The organism is Rhodoglobus sp. GW821-FHT12B09 (genome assembly GCF_058809925.1).
Genome location: NZ_JBXATB010000001.1, coordinates 259,489 through 280,234 on the forward strand (window position 1 = coordinate 259,489; position 20,746 = coordinate 280,234).

A 20,746-nucleotide genomic window follows, 5' to 3' on the forward strand; every position below is an offset into this window, starting at 1 on the left:
GATGCTAGCGTCAGAGCATCCGGGCAATGGCGCTCGGTCCCGGCACGAGTGCAATCCACTCAGCCGGTGATGAATCGCTCCGCCGGGCACACCCGCCGCAGGGGAGCGGATCGGAGCATGCATGTCCACAACCCTGACGACCCGCACGGCGCTCGACCCCGTGCAGCTCATCGACCCGCACGGCAACCGGCTGGACGACGAGCACTACGACCCGCTCGTCGCGGACATCACCGATGACCGCCTCACCGCCCTCTACGAGGACCTCGTGATCGTGCGGCGCATCGACACCGAGGCCGTCGCCCTCCAGCGGCAGGGCGAGCTGGGCCTCTGGCCGCCGCTCCTCGGGCAGGAGGCCGCCCAGGTCGGATCCGCCCGGGCGCTCCGGGACGACGACTTCGTGTTCTCGAGCTACCGCGAGAACGGCGTCGCCTACTGCCGCGGCGTCGAGCTGGTCGACCTGGTCCGCACCTGGCGGGGCACCGGGGCATCCGGCTGGGATCCGTTCAGCGTGAACATGGCGACCCCCGCCGTCATCATCGGGGCCCAGACCCTGCACGCCGTCGGCTACGCGGTCGGGTGCGTGCGGGACGGCGTCGACTCGGCCGCCGTGGCGTACTTCGGCGACGGGGCCACCAGCCAGGGCGACGTGAACGAGGCGATGGTGTTCGCCGCGAGCTTCCACGCCCCGGTGGTCTTCTTCTGCCAGAACAACCAGTGGGCGATCTCGGAGCCGGTCTCGCTGCAGGCCGTGCATCCCATCGCCGACCGCGCGCCGGGGTTCGGCATCCCGAGCGTCCGCGTCGACGGCAACGACGTGCTCGCGGTGACCGCGGTGACGCGCGAGGCCCTGGAGCGCGCGCGCAGCGGCGGCGGCCCGACCTTCGTCGAGGCCGTGACCTACCGCATGGGCCCGCACACCACCTCCGACGACCCGAGCCGCTACGCGGACCCCCTGCAGCGCGAGGAGTGGGCCGGCCGTGACCCGCTCGCGCGCCTGGAGGCCTACCTCCGCCTCCCCGACGAGACGGCCGCCCGCATCGCCGCGCACGCGGACGAGGTTGCCCGCGAGTTCCGTGCGGCGTGCAAGGGCATCGAGGATCCCGAGCCGCTGAGCATGTTCGACAACGTGTACGCGACGCCGCACTCCGGCCTCGCCCGGCAGCGGAGTCGCTACGCCGCCTACCTCGAGGGGTTCGAGTCATGAGCGAGCTGACCCTCTCCAAGGCGATCGGGAGCGGCCTGCGCCGCGCGCTCGCCGACGACGACCGTGTGGTGCTCCTCGGCGAGGACATCGGCAAGCTCGGCGGGGTGTTCCGCGTGACCGACGGGCTGCAGGCGGAGTTCGGCGCCGACCGCGTGATGGACATGCCGCTCGCCGAGTCCGGCATCATCGGCATGGCGGTGGGGCTCGCGTTCCGCGGGTTCCGGCCGGTCGTCGAGATCCAGTTCGACGGGTTCATCTACCCGGGCTTCGACCAGATCGTCGCGCAGGTGGCGAAACTGCACGCGCGCACGAACGGCGCGGTCCGGATGCCCCTGACCATCCGTGTCCCGTTCGGCGGGGGTATCGGCGCCGTCGAGCACCACAGCGAGTCGCCCGAGGCGTACTTCGCCCACACGGCGGGACTGCGCGTCGTGAGCTGCTCCACCCCGCAGGACGCCCACACCATGATCCGACAGGCGATCGCGTGCGACGACCCCGTTCTGTTCTTCGAGCCCAAGCGGCGGTACTGGATGAAGGGCGAGGTCGAGGAGGGCCACGACTTCCCGTTCGAGAGCGCGAGGGTCGTGCGAGAGGGCGCGGATGTCACGCTCCTCGCCTACGGACCGCTCGTGCCGACCGCGCTCGACGCGGCAACCGCGGCCTCCGACGAGGGCATCTCGATCGAGGTCGTCGACCTTCGCTCGCTCTCGCCGCTGGACTACGACACGATCGAGGCCAGCGTGCGCAAGACCGGCCGCGCGGTCATCACCCACGAGGCCGCCGAGTTCGGCGGCATCGGCGCGGAGCTCGCGGCGGGGATAACAGACCGCTGCTTCTTCCACCTCGAAGCGGCCCCGCAGCGCGTGACCGGGTTCGACATCCCGTACCCGCCCTCGCGGCTCGAGGACCACTTCCTGCCCGATCTCGACCGGATGCTCGATGCCGTCGACCGCGTGCTCGGCCGCGCCAACAGCCTGACGGGGTGGACAGCATGAAGGACTTCGCACTGCCGGACCTCGGCGAGGGGCTCACCGAGTCGGAGATCGTCGAGTGGCACGTCGCCGTGGGCGACCGGGTCGCGCTCAACCAGACGCTCGCGGACGTCGAGACCGCGAAGGCGATAGTCCAGCTGCCCTCGCCGTTCGAGGGCGTCATCGGCGCGCTCTACGCGGAGCCCGGAGCGACAGTGCGGGTGGGTGCGCCGATCGTCGGGTTCGAGATCGACGCGGCCGAGCGGAACGCGGTGCTCGTGGGCTACGGGCCCGCGGTCGAGACCGGCGACCGGCCGAAGCGCAAGGCGCGGTCGGTGCCGTCGCTCGAGCAGTCCGTGGTGGTGGCGCCGCGGGGTGCGGCACTCTCCACCCCGCCGGTGCGCAAGCTCGCGCACGACCTCGGCGTCGACCTCGAGCGCGTGCAGGGGACGGGGGAGGGCGGAACTGTCACCCGCGAGGACGTGCGGGCCGCGGCATCCCGGACGCCTGATGCGGTTCCGGCTGCGGGAGACCGGCGGACTCCGATCAAGGGGGTGCGGAAGGCCACCGCGGCGGCGATGGTGGCGAGCGCGTTCACCGCGCCGCACGTCACCGAGTTCCTGACCGTGGATGTCACGCGGTCGAGCGAGCTCGTCGCGCGCCTCAAGGCCGCGGGGGAGCGGGCGTCGATGCTCGCGGTGGTGGCGAAGGCGCTGTGCCTGGCGGTCACGCGCAACCCCTCGCTGAACTCGCGCTGGGACGAGCCCGACATCGTCGAGTTCGCGGGCGTGAACCTCGGGATCGCGGTGGCGACGCCGCGCGGGCTGATGGTGCCGAACATCCGCGACGCGCAGGCGCTCACGCTCGGCGCGCTCACGGAGGCGATCGCGGACCTCGCGGCCACGGCCCGGGCGGGCGAGCTCACGCCGGCTGCCCTGTCGGGCGGCACCATCTCGATCACGAACGTCGGGGTGTTCGGCATCGACGCGGGCACGCCGATCCTCAACCCGGGGGAGGCGGCGATCCTCGCGATGGGCGCGGTGCGGCGGCTGCCGTGGGAGTTCGAGGGGCAGGTCGCGCTGCGCGACGTGATGACGCTCAGCCTCTCGTTCGACCACCGGCTCGTGGACGGCGAGCAGGGCGCCCGCTTCCTCACCGACATCGGGCGCGTGCTCGCGGACCCCGCGACCGTGCTCGCCCTCGTCTGATGCCGACCCTCGCGTTCGAGGCCGCCACGGTCGCCGAGAACTACCAGCGCTACCTCGAGCCCGTGCTGTTCGTGCCGTGGGCCCACCGCCTCGTCGCCTACGCGGGGGTGCAGGCGGGCGACGTGGTGCTCGACCTCGCGGCCGGCACCGGTGCGGTCGCGCGCATCGCGGCCCGCGCGGGCGCCGATGTCATCGCGACGGACTCGAGCGCGAGCATGCTCGAGTACGTGCCGGCGGGCATCCGGACCCTCGTCTGCCCGGCGACCGAGCTCGACCTGCCCGACGGCTCCGTCGACGTGGTGCTGTGCCAGCAGGGGCTGCAGTTCATGACCGACCCCGTGGGCGCGCTCCGGGAGGCGCTGCGGGTGCTCCGACCGGGCGGCGCTGTTGCGGTGTCGGTGTGGGCCAGCGACGAGCGACTCGACCCGTTCGACGCCTTCGCCGAAGCCCTGCAGCGGGATGCCGCGGCCGCCGGCTCGGCGCGCACCATCAGCAACGCGTCCGTCGCGACGACCGTGCACGGCATCGTCGACGACCTGCTCTCGGCCGGCGCCGCGGACGTGCGCGCCACCCGCCAGGAGCTCGCCGTGCGCTGGCCCACCGTGGACTCCGAGGTCGCGGGCCTGTTCGGCACCCCGTTCGGCCCGTTCGTGGAGGCGCTGCCCGCGGAGCGGCGCGAGCACGTGCTCGACGATGTGCGCGAGCGGCTGTCGTCGGAGGGGCGCACGGCGACCCACGTCACGACCTCGGTGCTCGGGAGGGGCGTGCGGCGGTAGGCGCGGGCGGGTCCGGCGCGGGAGGCTCCGGATGCCCCATGCGGAGGTTTTGACACGATGCGGCTGCCGCGGCGGCAGCATGGTGCCGGAACCTCCGCGTGGGCGGGTGCCGGGGTCGGGGTGGCGGGGCCGGGCGGGTGCCGGGGGTGGCGGGTGCCGGGGGTGCCGGGGGCGGCGAGGCCGGGCGGGGGCCGGGGAGCCGCTAGGCGCCGAGGGCCGCGGCAGCCATGCGCTCGAGCACCGCGCGCGTCTGCGCCTTCTCGGAGCCCCGGGCGCTGCCGCTGTGCGGGGTGGAGTTGATGAGCCCGAACGTCGCGTGCGCCTTCGTGCGCAGGATGCTCCGCTCGGCGTCGGGATGCAGCCGCCCGAGGACGTCGACCCAGAGCTCGACGTAGGCGCGCTGCAGGGCGCGGACCTCGTGGCGGTCCGGGTCGGCGAGGCTGTCGAGGTCGCGATCCTGCACCCGGATGACGTCGGCGTTGGCCAGGGCGAAGTCGACGTGGAACTCGATGAGCGCGGTGAGGGCGGCCGCGGCATCCCGAGCCTCCTCCACCACGGCGCGACCGCCCGACGCCAGGCCCTCGCTGACGCCGACGAGGAGCGCGCCGAGCACGGCCTGCTTGCCCGCGAAGTGCCGGTAGAGCGCTGGGCCGCTCACGCCGACGGCGGCGCCGAGATCCTCGAGGGAGACGCGGGCGAAGCCGCGCTCGGCGAACAGGTGCGCGGCGGCGGCCAGCATCGCGGCGCGGCGGTCTGCCTTCGCGCGGGCGCGGGTCGTGTCGGTCATGGCCGCCAGTCTAGACAGTCCAGTTAATCACCGCTAACCTAATACCAGTTAATCAACACTAACTCAGCAAGGTTGTCGATGGAGACCCTCACGAGCGCGGTCGATCCGTCTGGCGACGGGTTCGCCGCGAACGACGCCGCCCACCGGGCTCTCGTGGCGGAGCTGCGGGAGCGGCTCGCGACTGCGGCTCTGGGCGGCCCCGAGCGGTCCCGCGAGCGGCACGTCGCCCGCGGCAAGCTGCTGCCGCGCGACCGCGTGGACGAGCTGCTCGACGAGGGCAGCCCCTTCCTCGAGCTTGCCCCGCTGGCGGCGACCGGGCTGTACGACGACGAGGCTCCCGGCGCCGGAGTGATCGCGGGCATCGGGCTCGTCCACGGGCGGAAGGTGCTCGTGGTCTGCAACGACGCGACAGTCAAGGGCGGCACCTACTTCCCGATGACGGTGAAGAAGCACCTGCGCGCCCAGGAGGTCGCGCTCGAGAACCGGCTGCCGTGCGTCTACCTCGTCGACTCGGGCGGCGCGTACCTGCCCCTGCAGGACGAGGTGTTCCCCGACCGAGAGCACTTCGGCCGCATCTTCTTCAACCAGGCCCGGATGTCCGCCGCGGGCATCCCGCAGGTGGCGTCCGTCATGGGGTCGTGCACCGCCGGCGGGGCGTACGTCCCGGCCATGAGCGACGAGACGGTCATCGTGCGCGGACAGGGCACGATCTTCCTCGGCGGCCCGCCACTCGTGAAGGCGGCCATCGGCGAGGTGGTGACCGCGGAGGAGCTCGGCGGCGGCGAGCTGCACTCCCGGGTGAGCGGGGTGACCGACCACCTCGCGGACGACGACCGGCACGCGCTCGGCATCGTGCGCGACATCATCGCCACGCTGCCGCGGCCCACGGCAACGGCGTGGGAGGTTGCCGAGAGCCGTGACCCGGTGGTCGAGGAGGCCCAGCTCTACGGCGCGGTGCCGACGGACGTGCAGCAGCAGTACGACGTGCACGAGGTGATCGCGCGGGTGCTCGACGGCAGCGAGTTCCACGAGTTCAAGCGGGAGTACGGCGCGACGCTGGTCACCGGGTTCGGGCGGGTCCACGGGCATCCCGTCGGCATCGTCGCCAACAACGGGGTGCTGTTCAGCGAGTCGGCGCTCAAGGGCGCGCACTTCATCGAGCTGTGCGACCAGCGGGGCATACCCCTCGTGTTCCTGCAGAACATCTCCGGCTTCATGGTGGGCCGCGACGCGGAGGCCGGCGGCATCGCGAAGAACGGCGCCAAGATGGTGACCGCGGTCGCGACGACCCGCGTGCCGAAGCTCACCGTCGTGATCGGTGGATCCTTCGGGGCGGGCAACTACTCGATGTGCGGGCGGGCCTACTCGCCGCGCTTCCTGTGGATGTGGCCGAACGCGCGCATCTCCGTGATGGGCGGGGCGCAGGCGGCCTCGGTGCTCAGCACGGTCGGGGACGCCGACCCCGAGGCGATCCGCGCCCAGTACGAGACCCAGGGCAGCCCCTACTACTCGACCGGCCGCCTGTGGGACGACGGCATCATCGACCCGCTGGACACCCGCCGGGTGCTCGGCCTCGCCCTCGACGTGTGCGCCGCGGTGCCGCTTCCCGACCCGGCCTTCGGGCTGTTCCGGATGTGACGGCCGATGTTTGAGACAGTGCTCGTCGCCAACCGCGGTGAGATCGCGTGCCGGGTGATCCGCACCCTCGACTCGCTCGGGGTCCGTTCCGTGGCGATCTTCACCGAGGAGGACCGCGGCGCCCGCCACGTGCGGCTCGCGGACGCCGCCGTCCTCGTGCCGAGCTACCTCGACATCCCCGCCATCGTCGCGATCGAGGCCGACGCCGTGCACCCCGGCTACGGCTTCCTCTCCGAGAACGTGGACTTCGCGCGCGCCTGCGCGACCGCCGGACGGGTGTTCATCGGCCCGCCGGTCGGCGCGATCGAGGCGATGGCCGACAAGATCCGGGCGAAGGAGCACGTCCGCGCGCGCGGCGTGCCGGTCATCCCGGGCGCCGGTACGACGGGAATGACGGATGCCGGCCTCATCGCCGCGGCCGAGACGGTCGGCTTCCCGCTCCTGATCAAGCCGAGTGCCGGCGGCGGGGGCAAGGGGATGGTGGCGGTCTCCGCCGCCGCAGAGCTGCCGGAGGCCCTGGCGAGCGCGCGCCGCATTGCGACGAAGGCGTTCGGCGACGACACCCTGCTGCTCGAGCGGCTCGTCACGGTCCCGCGCCACATCGAGGTGCAGGTGCTCGCCGACGAGCACGGCCGCGTCATCCACCTCGGCGAGCGGGAGTGCTCGCTCCAGCGCCGCCACCAGAAGATCGTCGAGGAGGCGCCCTCCGCCCTGCTCGACGAGGAGACCCGTGCCCGGATCGGCGAGGCGGCGTGCGAGGTCGCGCGCAGCGTCGACTACGTGGGCGCGGGCACCGTCGAGTTCCTCGTCTCCGACGAGTCGCCGGGCGAGTTCTTCTTCATGGAGATGAACACGCGCCTGCAGGTCGAGCACCCCGTGACCGAGCTCGTCACCGGGCTCGACCTCGTCGAGTGGCAGCTGCGCATCGCGGCGGGGGAGCCGCTGACCGTGGCCCCGTCGCTCAACGGCCACGCGGTCGAGGCCCGGCTGTACGCGGAAGACCCGGCCTCCGGCTTCCTCCCCTCCGCGGGCACGGTCCTCGCCCTGCACGAGCCGGAGGGCGTCCGCGTCGACAGCTCGCTGGCGCCTGGCCTCGTGGTCGGCACCGGCTACGACCCGATGCTCGCGAAGATCATCGCGTGGGCCCCCACCCGCGCGGAGGCCCTCGCGCGCCTCGACCGCGCGCTCGCCGACACGGCGGTGCTGGGCATCCGGACCAATCTCAGCTTCCTGCGCGCCCTCGTCACGGATCCCGAGGTGCGCGCGGGTCGACTTCACACCGGGCTCATCGAGAGCCTGCTGCCGTTCGAGGACGAGGCTCCGGATGCCGCGGCGCACGCCGCGCTCGAGCACCTGCAGCGAATCGCCCGCAGTACAGAGGGACCGTGGGATGCCGACGGGTGGCGTATCGGCACCGGGCTCCGATACGGCTCCGGGGGGCCTACTCAGCCCACCAGCACCGCCGACACCGTGACCGTCGAGCTGGCGGGGGTGGTGACCACGTTCCGGTGGGCGAGCGACGGGGGCTCGGTGTGGCTCGCGCGTGACGGGGTGGTGCACCAGTTCGCCACGCCCAGCAGGGAGCAGCGGCTGGCTGAGCACCGGGCATCCCTCGGCCGTGTCGCCGGCGCCGCCAGCCCGGAGGTGCGCTCCGCGATGCCGGGGACGGTCGTCTCGGTCAGCGCGCGAACAGGAGATGTCGTCGAGGCGGGCCAGCCCCTCCTCGCGATCGAGGCGATGAAGATGGAGCACACCATGCTCGCCTCCGTCGCCGGAACGGTGACCGTCACGGTCGCCGAGGGCGACCAGGTCCGGGTGGACCAGGTCGTCGCCACCATTCATCCCCACGAAGGAGAAGCCGCATGACCATGACACTCGACCTGGATCTGACCGATCAGCAGGAGGCGCTGCGCCAAGAGGTGCGGGAGTTCGCCGACACCGTCGTCGCGCCCGCCGCGTACGAGTACGACACCAAGCGCGAGCTGCCCTACGGCATCATCGCGCAGATGGGCGACATGGGGCTGTTCGGCCTGCCGTTCCCCACGGAGTACGGGGGCCAGGGCCGCACCTACGTCGACTTCTGCATAGCTATTGAGGAGCTCAGCAGGGTCGACCAGTCGATCGGCGTGACCCTCGAGGCCGGGGTGGGCCTCGGGGCGATGCCGATCTTCCGCTTCGGCAGCGAGGAGCAGCGGCAGCGCTGGGTGCCGCCGCTCGCGCAGGGCAAGGCGCTGGCGGGCTTCGGGCTGACCGAGGCGGATGCCGGCTCCGACGCCGCGGGGACGAAGACCACGGCCGTGCTCGAGAACGGGGAGTGGGTGATCAACGGCTCGAAGCAGTTCATCACCAACTCCGGCTCTGAGATCACGTCTCTGGTGACCGTCACCGCGGTCACGGGACGCCGTGCCAACGGCAGCCCCGAGCTGACCGCGATCATCGTGCCGTCCGGCACGCCCGGCTTCGAGGTGCTGCCGCCCTACGACAAGGTCGGCTGGCACACCTCCGACACGCACCCCCTCGTCTTCACGGATGTCCACGTGCCCGAGGCGAATCTGCTGGGGGAGCGCGGGCGCGGCTTCGCGAACTTCCTGGAGAGCCTCGACGAGGGCCGGGTCGCCTTCTCAGCGCTGTGCACCGGCGCCGCGCAGGGGTGCCTCGAGGAGGCGATCCGCTACGCGAAGTCGCGCAACGTGTTCGGCCGCTCGATCGGCTCGAACCAGCACATCGCGTTCACCATCGCCCGGATGCAGGCGCGCGTGCACTCGGCGCGGCTCGCGACGTACGCCGCAGCCCACAAGCTCGTCGCCGGCCAGCCGTTCAAGCTCGAGGCGAGTCTCGCCAAACTGACGAGCAGCGAGGCCGCGATGGCCAACGCCCGCGACGCGTCGCAGATCTTCGGCGGTTACGGCTTCCTCAACGAGAACCCGGTCGCGCGGCACTACCGCGACTCCAAGATCCTGGAGATCGGCGAGGGGACCACCGAGGTGCAGCTCATGGTCATCGCCAGGGAGCTCGGGTTCTGATGCGCGAGGTCGAGCAGCGCGGCCTGTACTTCGAGGAGTTCGAGACCGGCGTGCGCTACCTGCACCGCCCGGGCCGAACGGTCACCGAGGCCGACAACGTGCTGTTCACCACCCTCACCATGAACACCCAGGCGCTGCACCTCGACGCCGCGTGGGCGCAGACTCAGCCGTTCGGGCAGCGGCTCGTCAACTCGATGTTCACGCTCTCCACGATGGTCGGCAGCTCGGTCGCGCAGCTCACCCAGGGCACGATCGTCGGCAACCTCGGCTTCACGGAGGTCGCGTTCCCGCACCCGCTCTTTCACGGCGACACGCTCTACACGTCGACGGAGGTGATGGAGAAGCGCCTCTCGGCCTCGCGCCCGGGGCAGGGGATCGTGACCCTCAAGCACACCGGCACGAACCAGGACGGCGTGGTCGTCGGCGTCGCCACGCGTACAGTTCTGGTGTGGTGCACCCCGTGACGTTCGATCTCGGCCCAGCCCTGCTGTTCTGCCCGGCCGACCGCCCCGAGCGCTACGCGAAGGCCGCCGCCCGTGCCGATGCCGTGATCCTCGACCTCGAGGACGCCGTGGCGCCGCGCGACAAGGCTGCGGCCCGCGCGGCGCTCACCGCGCATCCGCTCGACCCGGCGCGCACCGTCGTGCGCGTGAACCCTGCGGGGACGGACGACCACGAGCTCGACCTCGAAGCGATCGACAGTACCGACTACCGGTACGTGATGCTCGCCAAGACGAGCGGGGTTCGCGACCTCGACCGACTGGGCGACTACGACGTGATCGCGCTCTGCGAGACCGCCGCGGGCATCGTCAACGCGGCCGTGATCGCGGCGGTCGACGCCGTCGTGGGGCTCATGTGGGGCGCTGAGGACCTCGTTGCCTCGCTCGGCGGCTCCTCCAGCCGGCGGGAGGACGGGCGGTACCGGGATGTCGCGGCGCACGCCCGCTCGGCGGTGCTGCTCGCGGCCGGGGCGCACCGCAAGGCCGCGGTCGACTCAGTGTTCGTGGACATCCCGGACCTGGACGGCCTGGCCGCGGAGGCGGCGGATGCCGCGGCTGTCGGCTTCACGGCGACCGCGTGCATCCACCCCGACCAGGTGGCGACGATCCGCGCCGCCTACGCACCGAGCCCCGAGGAGCTCGCCTTCGCGCGCGAGCTGCTCGCCGCCGCCGAGCACGAGCGCGGCGTGTTCACGTTCCGGGGCCGCATGGTCGACGAGCCCGTGCTCGTGCACGCGCGGAGGGTGCTGGCCCGGGCGGTCTGAGCCCCGTTCGGCGTCCCTTAGGCCGGGGTCAAGATCTCTTCCGCGTTGTCCGCGATCCAGTCCATGAGGGGGAGCAGGCGGGCGGCGAGCTCGCGGCCGCGCTCGGTGAGGCTGTAGTCGACTCGCGGCGGGATCGTCGGCTGGGCATCCCGGTTCACAAAGCCGTCGAGCTCGAGGGTGCGCAGGGTCTGGGCGAGCATCTTCTCGCTCACGCCCTCGACCACGCGGCGCAGCTCGCCCCAGCGCAGGTCGCGCTCCGAGAGGGCGATGATGACCAGGACCCCCCACTTGCTCGTGACATGGTCGAGCACCGTGCGCGACGGGCAGTTGGCGGGGAGGATGCCCATCGTGAAGCCGTGGGAGTTGCTTACCTGCATGCTCCTAACTTACCAAAAGGTGGGTACCCGCGTCGAGGAAGTACCCTTGGAGCATGACAATCATCGTTACCGGTGCCACTGGGCACCTCGGCCACCTCATCGTTGACGCCCTCCTCCGCGACGGCACCCCCGCCGCCGATATCGTCGCCGCCGGTCGCAATACCGCCAAGCTCGACGATCTCGCCGCCCTCGGTGTGCGCGTCGCGCGCATCGACTTCTCCGAGCCGGAGACTCTCGCCGCCGCCTTCGCCGGCGCCGACACCCTCATGCTCGTCTCCGCGAGCGAGCCGGGCCAGCGCTTCCCGCAGCACAAGGCCGCGATCGACGCCGCGAAGGCAGCCGGCGTGAGCCGCATCGTCTACACGAGCGCCCCCGCAGCGACCACGTCCGCACTGGTCCTCGCTCCCGAGCACAAGGCCACCGAGGAGTACCTCGTCGCCTCCGGCGTCCCCTTCACCATCCTGCGCAACGGCTGGTACACCGAGAACTACACCGGCAGCGCGAAGCAGGCGATCGCCACGGGCACCCTTGCCTCCAGCACCGGCGCGGGCACGGTCTCGAGCGCGTCGCGCAAGGACTACGCGGATGCCGCGGCCGCCGTCCTCGTTGACGACTCGCACGCGGGCCAGACCTACGAGCTCTCCGGCGACACCGCGTGGGACTTCGCGGAGCTCGCCGCCGCGATCACCGAGGTCTCCGGCACCCCGGTCGCCTACGCACCGCTCTCGCCCGAGGAGCACCACGCCGCTCTCCTCGGCGCGGGCCTCGACGAGGGCACCGCCGGGTTCGTCGTCGCGCTCGACGGGAACATCCGCGACGGCCTCCTCGGGCACACCCCGGGTGACCTGGCGCGCCTCATCGGCCGCCCGACGACCCCGCTGCGCGAGGGGCTTGCCGCTGAGCTGGTTGAGTAGGGCGCTCTAGCGCCCGTATCGAAACCGGTGGTGGCACTCTGGGTTTCGATACGGCCGCGGGCGGCCTACTCAACCCGCTGAGCTGGGTTTCGATACGGCCGCGGGCGGCCTACTCAACCCGCGCTACTCCTCGAACGTGTTGACCATCGCCTGCGCGGCGCGGTCGAGGTACGCCCACAGCGTGGCGTCCTGCAGCGGCGGCAGCTCGAGCGTGTCGAGGGCGGCGCGCATGTGCGCCAACCAGCGGTCGCGGGCATCCGGGTTCACCTTGAACGGCAGGTGCCGCATCCGGAGTCGCGGGTGCCCGCGCTCCTCGCTGTACGTGGTCGGGCCACCCCAGTACTGCTCGAGGAAACCCGTGAGCCGCTGGATCGCGCCCTCGAGGTCGGGCTGCTCGGGATACATCGGCAGCAGCACCTCGTCGGTCGCGACGCCCTCGTAGAAGGCGCGCACCAGCTTCTCGAATGTGGGGCGCCCGCCGACCTGCTCCCAGAAGTTGCCCTGCACCGCCTCGCCGCCCGCGCTCATGCGCAGCGTCACCGGATTGGGCTCGTGCCCGTCGCTCATGTGTCCTTGCCTTTCGGGTCCTGTACGGCGATCGGCCTGGTGCGGGGCGGGCGCGCACCGCGCACACTCGCCGCGCCGTCCGAGCCGGTGAGGATGATCGAGTTGAGCGCCGGCAGTTTCACACCGGCCTCATCGAGCGCCCGCTTGAGCCGGGCACGGAGCTCCCGCGCGACGTCGTCCTTCGAGGCCGACGCGGTCTTGACGACGAGCCTGAGCACGATCGCCTCGGCGGAGATCGACTCGATGCCCCAGATCTCGGGCTTCTCGAGAATCCGGGACTTCCACTTCGTGTTGGCCGCCATGTCGCGGGCGGTCGCGAGCACCTTCTCCTGCACCGCGTCGAGGTCGACGTCGTACGGCACCGCGAGGTCGATGATCACCCGCGCCCAGCCCTGGGACATGTTGCCGACGCGGAGGATCTCGCCGTTGCGGACGAACCACAGCGTTCCGTTGACGTCGCGCACGAGGGTGATCCGGATGCCGACGCCCTCGACCACGCCCGTCGCGGGCCCGAGGTCGACGACGTCACCGACGCCGAGCTGGTCCTCCGCGACCATGAACAGGCCGCTCAGCACGTCTTTCACGATGTTCTGGGCGCCGAAGCCGAGCCCCGCGCCGAGCGCCGCGGTGATGAGGGCGAACGCGCCGGTCGCGCCCGGCACGAGCGTGTTGAACAGCACCAGGACCACGAGGATGACGATCACGGCGGTCACGATGTTGCTGAACACGCTGCCCAGCGTCTTCGTGCGCTGCACGATCCGCACCGCGGCGAGCGGCGACATGAGCAGCGCCTGGGTGTCCTCGAAGTTCTGCTTCTTCTTGGCGCCGTTGACGATCCGGCTCACCACCCGCCTGATGATGAACAGCAGGATCCCGCGCAGGATGAGGGCGCCGACGACTACCGCCACCGAGACGGCGAGCTTGTGCCAGCCGTTCTCGGGATCGGTGAGCTGCGCCCAGATCGCGTCCCAGTCCATCCCCCAAGCCTACCGAGGGGTGTCTGGGTGCCCGCCCGCGAGCCCGTGCTCGTAGGCGAAGATCACGGCCTGGATGCGGTCCCGGAGGCCCAGCTTCATCAGCACCCGGCCCACGTGGGTCTTCACGGTGGACTCGCTGAGGAACAGGTTCTGCGCGATCTCGGTATTCGACAGGCCCTCGGCGATCGCGAGCAGCACCTCGTGCTCGCGCGGGGTGAGGGAGGCGAGCTCGTCCGTCTCGGCGGGCAGCTGTCCGCCGAACAGCTCCAGCATGCGGCGCGTCACCCGGGCGGAGACCACCGCGTCGCCCTGGGCCACCGAGCGGATCGCCGCGATGAGCTCGCCGGGGCGCGCGTCCTTGAGCAGGAACCCGCTGGCCCCGGCGCGCAGGCCCCCGAAGGCGTACTCGTCGAGGTCGAAGGTCGTCAGCACGATGACCCTGCAGTCGGGATGCTCGGCGAGGATGGCCCTCGTCGCGGCGATGCCGTCGAGGCCGGGCATCCGGATGTCCATGAGCACCACGTCGGGGCGGAGGGCGCCCGCCAGCCGCACCGCCTCGTTGCCGTCGCCGGCCTCGCCCACGACGTCGATGCCGTCCTCCGCATCGAGCAGCATGCGGAAGCCCATGCGCACGAGCTGCTGGTCGTCGACGAGGAGCACCCGGATGTCCGTCATCGCGGGTCTCCGTGGGGAACTGTCGCCCGCACCGACCAGCCGCGGGGCGCAGCGGGACCGCTCGTGAGAGTGCCGCCGTACAGCGCGACCCGCTCCCGCATGCCGACAAGTCCGTGGCCCGCGCCGGAGGCAGCCTCGCCGACGCCGTCGTCGGTGACCACGACCACGGTCTCCGCGGGAGTGTGGCGCACGTCGACGTTCACGGTGGTCGCGCCGCGGGCGTGCCGCAGCGCGTTGGTCAGCGACTCCTGCACGATGCGGTAGATCGTGAGCTGCTCGGCGGCGTCCTCGGGAGGCACGCCCTTCGAGGTGCAGGTGACGGGCAGGGAGGCGGCGCGGAAGGTCTCCAGAAGAGCGGGCAGGTCGGCGACGCCGGGCTGCGGCTCGAGGGTCTGAGGGGTGCGCTCCTCGTCATCGCCGTTCAGCACCCCGAGCATGCGGCGCATGTCGGCGAGCGCGTGGCGTCCCGTCTCGGCGACCTGCTGCATGGCCTCGGACGCGCGCCCCGGCGCGGTCGCGGCGGTCACCGCCGACCCGTCCGCGAGGGTGACCATGACGGTGAGGCTGTGCGACACGATGTCGTGCATCTCGCGCGCGATGCGGGAGCGCTCGGCGGCAGCGGCCAGGCGGGCCTGCTGGTCGCGCTCGCGGGCGAGCTGGTTCGCGAGGTCGACGAGCGCGGCCACGTAGCGCCGTCGGTTGCCGATGTTCGTGCCCAGCAGCACCGCGAGGAGGAGCACGAAGGCCACCTGCACGATCTCGCCGAGCACCGTGGTGCCCATCGACGTCACGGCGCCGGGATGCAGCAGTGCCGCCGCGAGCGCGCCGGCACTGCCCGCCACCAACGACGCGGCGAATCCGATCCACCCCGCGCGCGACGAGCGGTACACGGCCAGCGCGTACAGCGCCAGCGGCACCGCGATCGAGTTGAACGCGCCGTCCGGTGTGATCAGGGCGAAGCTCGCCACCCACACGACGGCCAGGACGATCACGGGGTAGCGCCGGCGGAGCACCAGCGCGGCCGTGCTCACGCCGACCGCCGCGAACTGCAGTACGAGCGCGGCGGCGGGAACCGCGTAGGCGGTCGCTGACGCGATGGTGATCACCGCCGCGACGAGCAGGTGGGCCCCGGCGACGAGTCCGTCGACCCACCAGGGATGGCGGGTCCAGAACCTGCGCACGACTCCCGGCGGCCGCGGCAGACGGACGTCTCCCTCGGTGAGCGGGGCGCGCTCGCCGAGGGAGACGGTCGGGTGGTGCATCCTCAGGACTCTACGCGTCCCGTCGCTTCAGCAGGACGGCGCCGCCGCCGATGCCCGCCACGGCCCAGCCGACCGTGATGGCGAGGTTCCGCCAGAGCTCGACGGCGTCGTCGCCCGGCAGGGGAGCGGCGAACAGGGCGGACCCGGCCTGCGAGAACGTGTACGGAACAAGGTTCTGCGCCCACTCGACCGGGATCATCTGCAGCACGACCGGCAGCAGCAGCACGAGGCCGAGTGCCGCGGCGATGCCGCCGGCGCCGCTGCGCAGGATGGTGCCGATGCCGAGCCCGAGCACGGCGACGAGCGCCAGGTACAGGCCGCCGCCGAGCAGCGGGAGGATCACGGCGGGCTCGAGAAGGCTCGCGCTGACGCCGCGCCCGGACAGGATCGGGGCCGCCACGAGGAACGACACGATCGAGGCGACAGCGCCGACCACGAAGGTCGTGGCGAACAGCACGGCCGTCTTCGCCCACAGCGCGCCGAGGCGGCGCGGGTCTGCTGTGAGCGTGGAGCGGATCATGCCGGTCGAGTACTCGCCGCTGATCACGAGCACGCCGAGCACCGCGACCACGAGCTGGCCGAAGAACAGCCCGAAGGTCGCCACCTGCACGGCTATCGCACCGTGGGCCTCGGGCGGGGCGCCGTCGACGGGGAAGTTGGCGGCCATGAGCGCCGCCATTCCGACCGCGACGAGCACGACCAGGGCGTACGACCAGACTGTCGAGCGCAGGCTGCGGAGCTTGATCCACTCCGAGCGCAGGAGTCCGCCACCGGTGAGCCGGATGCCGGAGGGAAGTGTCGCGGTGGTCATCGTGCGTTCTCCTTGGTGATGGTGGTCGTCTCGAGCGCGCTTGTCTCGTACTCGACCTCGTCCTGGGTGAGGGCCATGTAGGCCTCCTCGAGGGAGCCGCTCAGCGGGGTGAGCTCGTGCAGGGCGAGGCCGGCGCCCGCCGCGGCGTCTCCGATCTGGGCTGCGGAGAGGCCGGTGACGGTGAGGCGGTCGCGCTCCTCGTTCAGCACCGTCACGTCCGCGCCGGCGAGCAGGCGGGCCAGCTCGTCCGCGCGCGGGCTGCGCACCTGGACGGTCTGGCGGGTCGCCTGCGAGAGGATCTCCGAGATCGGCGCGTCGGCGATGATCCGGCCGCGGCCGAGCACGATGAGGTGGTCGGCGGTGAGGGCCATCTCGCTCATCAGGTGGGAGGAGAGGAACACGGTCCGGCCTTCGCCCGCGAGGTGGCGCACGAGGTTGCGGACCCACAGCACGCCCTCGGGGTCGAGTCCGTTGACGGGCTCGTCGAGGATGAGCGTCGCGGGGTCGCCCAGCAGGGCTGCCGCGATGCCGAGCCGCTGCCCCATCCCGAGCGAGAAGCCGCCGACGCGCTTGCCGGCGACGGCCTCGAGGCCGGTCATCGCGATGACCTCGTGCACGCGGCGCGAGCCGATGCCGTGGGTCGCCGCCATCGCCAGGAGGTGGTTGTAGGCGCTGCGGCCGGTGTGCACGGCCTTGGCGTCGAGCAGAGCGCCCACCTCGTGCAGCGGCGCGCGGTGCTGGGAGTACGGGGCGCCGTTGACGGTGACGCTGCCGGCGGTCGGGCGGTCGAGCCCCACGATCATGCGCATGGTCGTGGACTTCCCGGCGCCGTTGGGTCCGAGGAATCCGGTGACCATGCCCGGCTGGACCGTGAAGTCGATGCTGTCGACAGCGGTCTTGCTGCCGTACTTCTTGGTGAGTGACTGTGCGTGGATCATGAGGACAAGCCTAGAAATCACGCCGGGACGCCGAATCGGCCGGCAGGATGCTCCTGCCGGCCGACCCGTGGTACTGCGGTACTACTTACTGGCTGTCGCGCTCCTGCGCCCTGAGCGCGCGCTCGACGCCGGCGAGGTTCTCGATCACGAGGCGGCGGAGGGCCGGGGTGTCGGGATTCGCCGCGAGCCAGGCGTTCGTCGCATCCACGAGGCCCTGCGAGGCGAGCGGCGCGGGGTAGAGGCCCAGCACGACGTACTCGGCGATCTTGTACGAGCGGTTCGCCCAGATGTCGTTGAGCATCGCGAAGTAGGGCTCGACGAGGCCTTCGAGCACCGACGGGTCGTTGACGTGCTGGTAGCCCATCGTGACCATGCGCACGATCGCGTTCGGCAGGGTGTCGCTCACGACGAGCGAGTCGAACGCCGCGCGCTTGCCCGCGGCGGTGGCGACCGTTGCGTGCGCACGGGCCGCGGCCTGCGCGCCGTTGGACGTGTTGTCGCCCGCGAGCTCCCTGTCGACCTCGGCGGCGTCGGCGGCGCCGTTGAGGACGAGGCCCTCGAGGATCTCCCAGCGCAGGTCGGTGTCGATCTCGAGCCCGTCGAGCACCACGGAGCCGTCGAGCAGGCCGCGCAGCGTGGCCACGTGGTCGGCCGTGGACGCGATGTTGGCGAAGAACTTCGCGAACTGGAACTGCGCGTCGGAGCCGGCGCGGGCCTCCTTCGCGAGGATCCAGAGCCCGTCGCCAACAGCCTCGATCGTCTCGTCGCGGCGCGACGGCGTGACGTACACCCGGGCGACCGTCGTGAGCTGGGTGAGGGTCGTGCGGATCGTCGTCGACTCGGTCTCGGCGGCGATGTTGTTCAACACGAGCTGGACGTAGTCGGAGGGGGATGCCTCGGCGTCGCGCGTCGCGTCCCACGCCGCACCCCACACGATGGAGCGCGCCAGCGGGTCGTCGATGTCCTCGAGGTGCTCCATGGCGACCCCGAGCGACTTCTCATCGAGGCGGATCTTCGCGTACGCGAGGTCCTCGTCGTTGACCAGGACGAGGTCGGGCCTGGCAAGGCCGACCAGCTCGGGCACCGGGGTGGAGACGCCGTCGACGTCGATCTCGACGCGGTGGTCGCGCACGAGCTTGCCGTTGTGAAGCCCGTAGAAGCCGATCGCGAGGCGGTGCGGGCGGATCGTCGGGTAGTCGGCCGCGGCCTCCTGCTGCACGACGAACGAGGTGATGGTGCCGCTCTCATCGGTCTCGATCAGCGGTCGCAGCGTGTTGACGCCTGCCGTCTCGAGCCAGAGCTTGCTCCACGTGCCGAGCTCGCGGCCGCTCGTCTTCTCGAGCTCCTCGAGCAGGTCGCGCAGCTCGGTGTTGCCGTGCGCGTGCTTCTTGAAGTACGCGGCGACGCCCTTCATGAACGCCTCGAGCCCGACCCACGCGACGAGCTGCTTGATGACCGAGCCGCCCTTGGCGTAGGTGATGCCGTCGAAGTTGACCTGAACGTCCTCGAGGTCGTTGATCGTGGCGACGACCGGGTGCGTGGAGGGCAGCTGGTCCTGGCGGTACGCCCAGCTCTTCTCCATGGCCTGGAACGTGGTCCACGCCTCGTTCCACTCCGTGGCCTCGGCGGTGGCGAGCGTCGACGCCCACTCCGCGAAGCTCTCGTTGAGCCACAGGTCGTTCCACCACTTCATGGTGACGAGGTCGCCGAACCACATGTGCGCGAGCTCGTGCAGGATCGTGACGACCCGGCGCTCCTTGATCGCGTCCGTGACCTTCGAGCGGAACACGTAGCTCTCGGTGAACGTGATCGCGCCCGCGTTCTCCATGGCGCCGGCGTTGAACTCCGGCACGAACAGCTGGTCGTACTTCTCGAACGGGTAGGCGTAGTCGAAGTGCTTCTCGTAGAACTCGAAGCCCTGCTTGGTCTTCTCGAAGATGTAGTCGGAGTCGAGGTACTGGCTCAGCGACTTCCGGGCGAAGATGCCGAGCGGGATGACGCGGCCGTCGCTGGACGTGAGCTCATCGGTGACGCTCACGTACGGCCCGGCGACGATCGCGGTCACGTAGCTGGAGAGGATCGGGGTCGGCGCGAACACGAACGTCGCGGCATCCCCCTCGACCACCGGCTCCGGAGTGGGGGAGTTGCTCACGACCACCCACTTCGACGGCGCTGTCACCGTGAACTGGAAGGTGGCCTTGAGGTCGGGCTGCTCGAACACCGCGAACACGCGGCGGCTGTCGGGCACCTCGAACTGCGAGTACAGGTAGACCTCGTGGTCGACCGGGTCGACGAAGCGGTGCAGGCCCTCGCCGGTGTTCGTGTAGAGGGCGTCGGAGACGACCTCGAGCACGTTCTCGGCGGCGAGCTCGGGGAGCTGGATGCGCACCCCGTCGCTCACGGCAGCGGGGTCGAGCGACTGCCCGTTGAGGGTGACCGAGTGCACGGTCTTGGTGATCGCGTCGATGAAGGTCGCGGAGCCGGGCTCGGCGCTGAAGTGCACGCGGGTGGTGCTGCCGAACGTCTCGGCGCCCGTCGTCAGGTCGAGGGAGATCTCGTAGCTCGTGACATCCACGAGCGCCTTTCGCTCCTGCGCTTCTACTCGTGTGAGGTTCTCTCCTGGCACCGCATGCTCCTTTGCTCGTCGGATCGTGTCCGACTACCCAGCCTAGAGCTAGACCGCGGCGAGCTGCCTCTCGGCCACGGGCGCGCGAGCGGCCTCGGCCGCCTCGATGGTCTCGCGGAGGAGTGCGGTGAGCCGCTCGTCCGCATCGGGCACGCAGGCCTGTGCGATGCCGACGACCGCCGCGTGGACTATCGCCTGGGCGGTGGAGGCGGTGGCGCGGGGCGCGAGCCTCGTCGTCGCGAGATAGTGGCGCGCCCACGGCTCGAGGTCGGGGGCCTGCGCGAACGCGGCGCGCGTGCCCGGCGACTGTGCCGGGTCGAACGTGAGCAGCGCGACGGCGAGCCCGCGCTGGCGCTCCATGCTGGCGATGGGAAGCGCGGCCTGCGCGGCGCGGAGGGCGAGGGCGAGGCCGAATCCCGGATCATCGTTCGTCAGGCCGACCACGCGGTGGATCAGCGAGGTGAGCCGGGCCCGCGCGGCATCGCTGGTGTGGTCGTTGACATCGCGCGCGAGTGCCGCGACGACGGGGTGGGTGCACGCGGGGTGGTCGCTCCACTTCTCGCCCGCGAGGTAGGACGCGAACTCCATGAAGCAGGCCCCCTGCTTCGGGCTTCGGTGCCGCCCGGGCGAGAGCACGGGCATCCCCTCGGGCATGCGATCGGTTCGGCTGTTCATGGTGCCTCCTTCGCGAGAAGTTCCTGCTCCCATAGTGCTCCTGGGTCGGGCTC

20 protein-coding genes are annotated in these 20,746 nt (G+C 71.4%); 10 read left to right on the forward strand and 10 right to left on the reverse strand.

Translation table 11 applies throughout. The features are described from left to right. The first annotated feature begins 121 nt into the window (after window positions 1-121). The 4 genes from pdhA to AC1RTC_RS01360 are packed head-to-tail and all read left to right on the forward strand — an operon-like array spanning window position 122 to window position 4,159. A complete protein-coding gene (pdhA, locus tag AC1RTC_RS01345) occupies window positions 122-1,204 on the forward strand; it encodes a pyruvate dehydrogenase (acetyl-transferring) E1 component subunit alpha (RefSeq protein ID WP_493153656.1) in 1,083 nt (360 codons plus the stop codon). Beyond that, entirely contained in the window at window positions 1,201-2,199 is a 999-nt protein-coding gene (locus AC1RTC_RS01350; protein ID WP_493153657.1) for an alpha-ketoacid dehydrogenase subunit beta, read from the forward strand. Before pdhA ends, AC1RTC_RS01350 begins: the two co-directional genes overlap by 4 nt. Continuing rightward, window positions 2,196-3,383 (forward strand): dihydrolipoamide acetyltransferase family protein, encoded by a 1,188-nt coding sequence (locus AC1RTC_RS01355; RefSeq protein ID WP_493153658.1) that lies wholly within the window; start codon window positions 2,196-2,198, stop codon window positions 3,381-3,383. The genes AC1RTC_RS01350 and AC1RTC_RS01355 overlap by 4 nt, the downstream gene beginning before the upstream one ends. Then, entirely contained in the window at window positions 3,383-4,159 is a 777-nt protein-coding gene (locus AC1RTC_RS01360) for a class I SAM-dependent methyltransferase (protein ID WP_493153659.1), read from the forward strand. Before AC1RTC_RS01355 ends, AC1RTC_RS01360 begins: the two co-directional genes overlap by 1 nt. A 202-nt stretch (window positions 4,160-4,361) precedes the next feature. Here AC1RTC_RS01360 and AC1RTC_RS01365 read toward each other — a convergent pair whose 3' ends face one another. Beyond that, the gene (locus tag AC1RTC_RS01365; RefSeq protein ID WP_493153660.1) at window positions 4,362-4,946 is read right to left on the reverse strand and encodes an SACE_7040 family transcriptional regulator; all 585 of its coding nucleotides are present in this window, start codon (window positions 4,944-4,946) and stop codon (window positions 4,362-4,364) included. Between the two features lie 78 nt (window positions 4,947-5,024). Here AC1RTC_RS01365 and AC1RTC_RS01370 point away from each other — a divergent pair, with 78 nt between their 5' ends. Genes AC1RTC_RS01370 through AC1RTC_RS01390 form a run of 5 tightly spaced genes read left to right on the forward strand, consistent with a single transcriptional unit; the run spans window position 5,025 to window position 10,871 of the window. Then, complete coding sequence (locus AC1RTC_RS01370; protein ID WP_493153661.1) at window positions 5,025-6,584, forward strand: carboxyl transferase domain-containing protein; 1,560 nt, start codon at window positions 5,025-5,027, stop codon at window positions 6,582-6,584. A 6-nt stretch (window positions 6,585-6,590) separates the two neighbouring features. Further along, the gene (locus tag AC1RTC_RS01375; RefSeq protein WP_493153662.1) at window positions 6,591-8,450 is read left to right on the forward strand and encodes an acetyl/propionyl/methylcrotonyl-CoA carboxylase subunit alpha; all 1,860 of its coding nucleotides are present in this window, start codon (window positions 6,591-6,593) and stop codon (window positions 8,448-8,450) included. After that, the gene (locus tag AC1RTC_RS01380; RefSeq protein WP_493153663.1) at window positions 8,447-9,607 is read left to right on the forward strand and encodes an acyl-CoA dehydrogenase family protein; all 1,161 of its coding nucleotides are present in this window, start codon (window positions 8,447-8,449) and stop codon (window positions 9,605-9,607) included. The genes AC1RTC_RS01375 and AC1RTC_RS01380 overlap by 4 nt, the downstream gene beginning before the upstream one ends. Beyond that, the gene (locus AC1RTC_RS01385) at window positions 9,607-10,071 is read left to right on the forward strand and encodes a MaoC family dehydratase (RefSeq protein ID WP_493153664.1); all 465 of its coding nucleotides are present in this window, start codon (window positions 9,607-9,609) and stop codon (window positions 10,069-10,071) included. The genes AC1RTC_RS01380 and AC1RTC_RS01385 overlap by 1 nt, the downstream gene beginning before the upstream one ends. Then, on the forward strand, window positions 10,068-10,871 hold the full coding sequence (locus tag AC1RTC_RS01390; protein WP_493154266.1) for an HpcH/HpaI aldolase/citrate lyase family protein: 804 nt from the start codon (window positions 10,068-10,070) through the stop codon (window positions 10,869-10,871). The genes AC1RTC_RS01385 and AC1RTC_RS01390 overlap by 4 nt, the downstream gene beginning before the upstream one ends. Before the next feature lie 17 nt (window positions 10,872-10,888). Here the strand turns inward: AC1RTC_RS01390 and AC1RTC_RS01395 are convergent, their stop codons facing one another. After that, window positions 10,889-11,248: a winged helix-turn-helix transcriptional regulator gene (locus tag AC1RTC_RS01395; RefSeq protein WP_493153665.1), complete on the reverse strand. Its 360-nt coding sequence runs from the start codon at window positions 11,246-11,248 to the stop codon at window positions 10,889-10,891. Between the two features lie 53 nt (window positions 11,249-11,301). Between AC1RTC_RS01395 and AC1RTC_RS01400 the strand changes: the two genes are divergently transcribed. After that, window positions 11,302-12,162 carry an SDR family oxidoreductase gene (locus AC1RTC_RS01400; protein WP_493153666.1) on the forward strand — a complete coding sequence of 287 codons (861 nt, stop codon included), beginning with the start codon at window positions 11,302-11,304 and terminating at the stop codon, window positions 12,160-12,162. A 123-nt stretch (window positions 12,163-12,285) separates the two neighbouring features. On the opposite strand, the gene AC1RTC_RS01405 is transcribed toward AC1RTC_RS01400, so the two are convergent. The 8 genes from AC1RTC_RS01405 to AC1RTC_RS01440 form a co-directional block, all read right to left on the reverse strand. Continuing rightward, a complete protein-coding gene (locus AC1RTC_RS01405) occupies window positions 12,286-12,690 on the reverse strand; it encodes a globin (protein WP_493154267.1) in 405 nt (134 codons plus the stop codon). A gap of 35 nt (window positions 12,691-12,725) precedes the next feature. After that, window positions 12,726-13,706, reverse strand: a complete 981-nt coding sequence (locus AC1RTC_RS01410) for a mechanosensitive ion channel family protein (RefSeq protein ID WP_493153667.1) — start codon at window positions 13,704-13,706, stop codon at window positions 12,726-12,728. Window positions 13,707-13,715: 9 nt separating this feature from the next. After that, on the reverse strand, window positions 13,716-14,381 hold the full coding sequence (locus AC1RTC_RS01415) for a response regulator (protein ID WP_493153668.1): 666 nt from the start codon (window positions 14,379-14,381) through the stop codon (window positions 13,716-13,718). Next, window positions 14,378-15,643 carry a sensor histidine kinase gene (locus AC1RTC_RS01420; protein ID WP_493153669.1) on the reverse strand — a complete coding sequence of 422 codons (1,266 nt, stop codon included), beginning with the start codon at window positions 15,641-15,643 and terminating at the stop codon, window positions 14,378-14,380. Before AC1RTC_RS01420 ends, AC1RTC_RS01415 begins: the two co-directional genes overlap by 4 nt. A 10-nt stretch (window positions 15,644-15,653) precedes the next feature. Further along, the gene (locus AC1RTC_RS01425; protein WP_493153670.1) at window positions 15,654-16,454 is read right to left on the reverse strand and encodes an ABC transporter permease; all 801 of its coding nucleotides are present in this window, start codon (window positions 16,452-16,454) and stop codon (window positions 15,654-15,656) included. Further along, window positions 16,451-17,392, reverse strand: coding sequence for an ABC transporter ATP-binding protein (locus AC1RTC_RS01430; protein ID WP_493153671.1), 942 nt, complete (start codon window positions 17,390-17,392; stop codon window positions 16,451-16,453). Before AC1RTC_RS01430 ends, AC1RTC_RS01425 begins: the two co-directional genes overlap by 4 nt. An 85-nt stretch (window positions 17,393-17,477) precedes the next feature. Then, on the reverse strand, window positions 17,478-20,018 hold the full coding sequence (pepN, locus tag AC1RTC_RS01435) for an aminopeptidase N (RefSeq protein ID WP_493153672.1): 2,541 nt from the start codon (window positions 20,016-20,018) through the stop codon (window positions 17,478-17,480). 48 nt (window positions 20,019-20,066) lie between these two features. Beyond that, window positions 20,067-20,693 (reverse strand): hypothetical protein, encoded by a 627-nt coding sequence (locus AC1RTC_RS01440; RefSeq protein WP_493153673.1) that lies wholly within the window; start codon window positions 20,691-20,693, stop codon window positions 20,067-20,069. Between the last annotated feature and the right edge of the window lie 53 nt (window positions 20,694-20,746).

Coding starts and splice junctions, on each gene's coding strand:
- AC1RTC_RS01355 (WP_493153658.1), top strand. CDS start 2,196: ATGAAGGACTTCGCACTGCCGGACCTCGGCGAGGGGCTCACCGAGTCG.
- AC1RTC_RS01380 (WP_493153663.1), top strand. CDS start 8,447: ATGACCATGACACTCGACCTGGATCTGACCGATCAGCAGGAGGCGCTG.
- AC1RTC_RS01385 (WP_493153664.1), top strand. CDS start 9,607: ATGCGCGAGGTCGAGCAGCGCGGCCTGTACTTCGAGGAGTTCGAGACC.
- AC1RTC_RS01415 (WP_493153668.1), bottom strand. CDS start 14,381: ATGACGGACATCCGGGTGCTCCTCGTCGACGACCAGCAGCTCGTGCGC.
- AC1RTC_RS01405 (WP_493154267.1), bottom strand. CDS start 12,690: ATGAGCGCGGGCGGCGAGGCGGTGCAGGGCAACTTCTGGGAGCAGGTC.
- AC1RTC_RS01410 (WP_493153667.1), bottom strand. CDS start 13,706: ATGGACTGGGACGCGATCTGGGCGCAGCTCACCGATCCCGAGAACGGC.
- AC1RTC_RS01370 (WP_493153661.1), top strand. CDS start 5,025: ATGGAGACCCTCACGAGCGCGGTCGATCCGTCTGGCGACGGGTTCGCC.
- pdhA (WP_493153656.1), top strand. CDS start 122: ATGTCCACAACCCTGACGACCCGCACGGCGCTCGACCCCGTGCAGCTC.
- AC1RTC_RS01395 (WP_493153665.1), bottom strand. CDS start 11,248: ATGCAGGTAAGCAACTCCCACGGCTTCACGATGGGCATCCTCCCCGCC.
- AC1RTC_RS01375 (WP_493153662.1), top strand. CDS start 6,591: ATGTTTGAGACAGTGCTCGTCGCCAACCGCGGTGAGATCGCGTGCCGG.
- AC1RTC_RS01430 (WP_493153671.1), bottom strand. CDS start 17,392: ATGATCCACGCACAGTCACTCACCAAGAAGTACGGCAGCAAGACCGCT.
- AC1RTC_RS01420 (WP_493153669.1), bottom strand. CDS start 15,643: ATGCACCACCCGACCGTCTCCCTCGGCGAGCGCGCCCCGCTCACCGAG.
- AC1RTC_RS01350 (WP_493153657.1), top strand. CDS start 1,201: ATGAGCGAGCTGACCCTCTCCAAGGCGATCGGGAGCGGCCTGCGCCGC.
- AC1RTC_RS01425 (WP_493153670.1), bottom strand. CDS start 16,454: ATGACCACCGCGACACTTCCCTCCGGCATCCGGCTCACCGGTGGCGGA.
- AC1RTC_RS01400 (WP_493153666.1), top strand. CDS start 11,302: ATGACAATCATCGTTACCGGTGCCACTGGGCACCTCGGCCACCTCATC.
- AC1RTC_RS01365 (WP_493153660.1), bottom strand. CDS start 4,946: ATGACCGACACGACCCGCGCCCGCGCGAAGGCAGACCGCCGCGCCGCG.
- AC1RTC_RS01440 (WP_493153673.1), bottom strand. CDS start 20,693: ATGAACAGCCGAACCGATCGCATGCCCGAGGGGATGCCCGTGCTCTCG.
- AC1RTC_RS01360 (WP_493153659.1), top strand. CDS start 3,383: ATGCCGACCCTCGCGTTCGAGGCCGCCACGGTCGCCGAGAACTACCAG.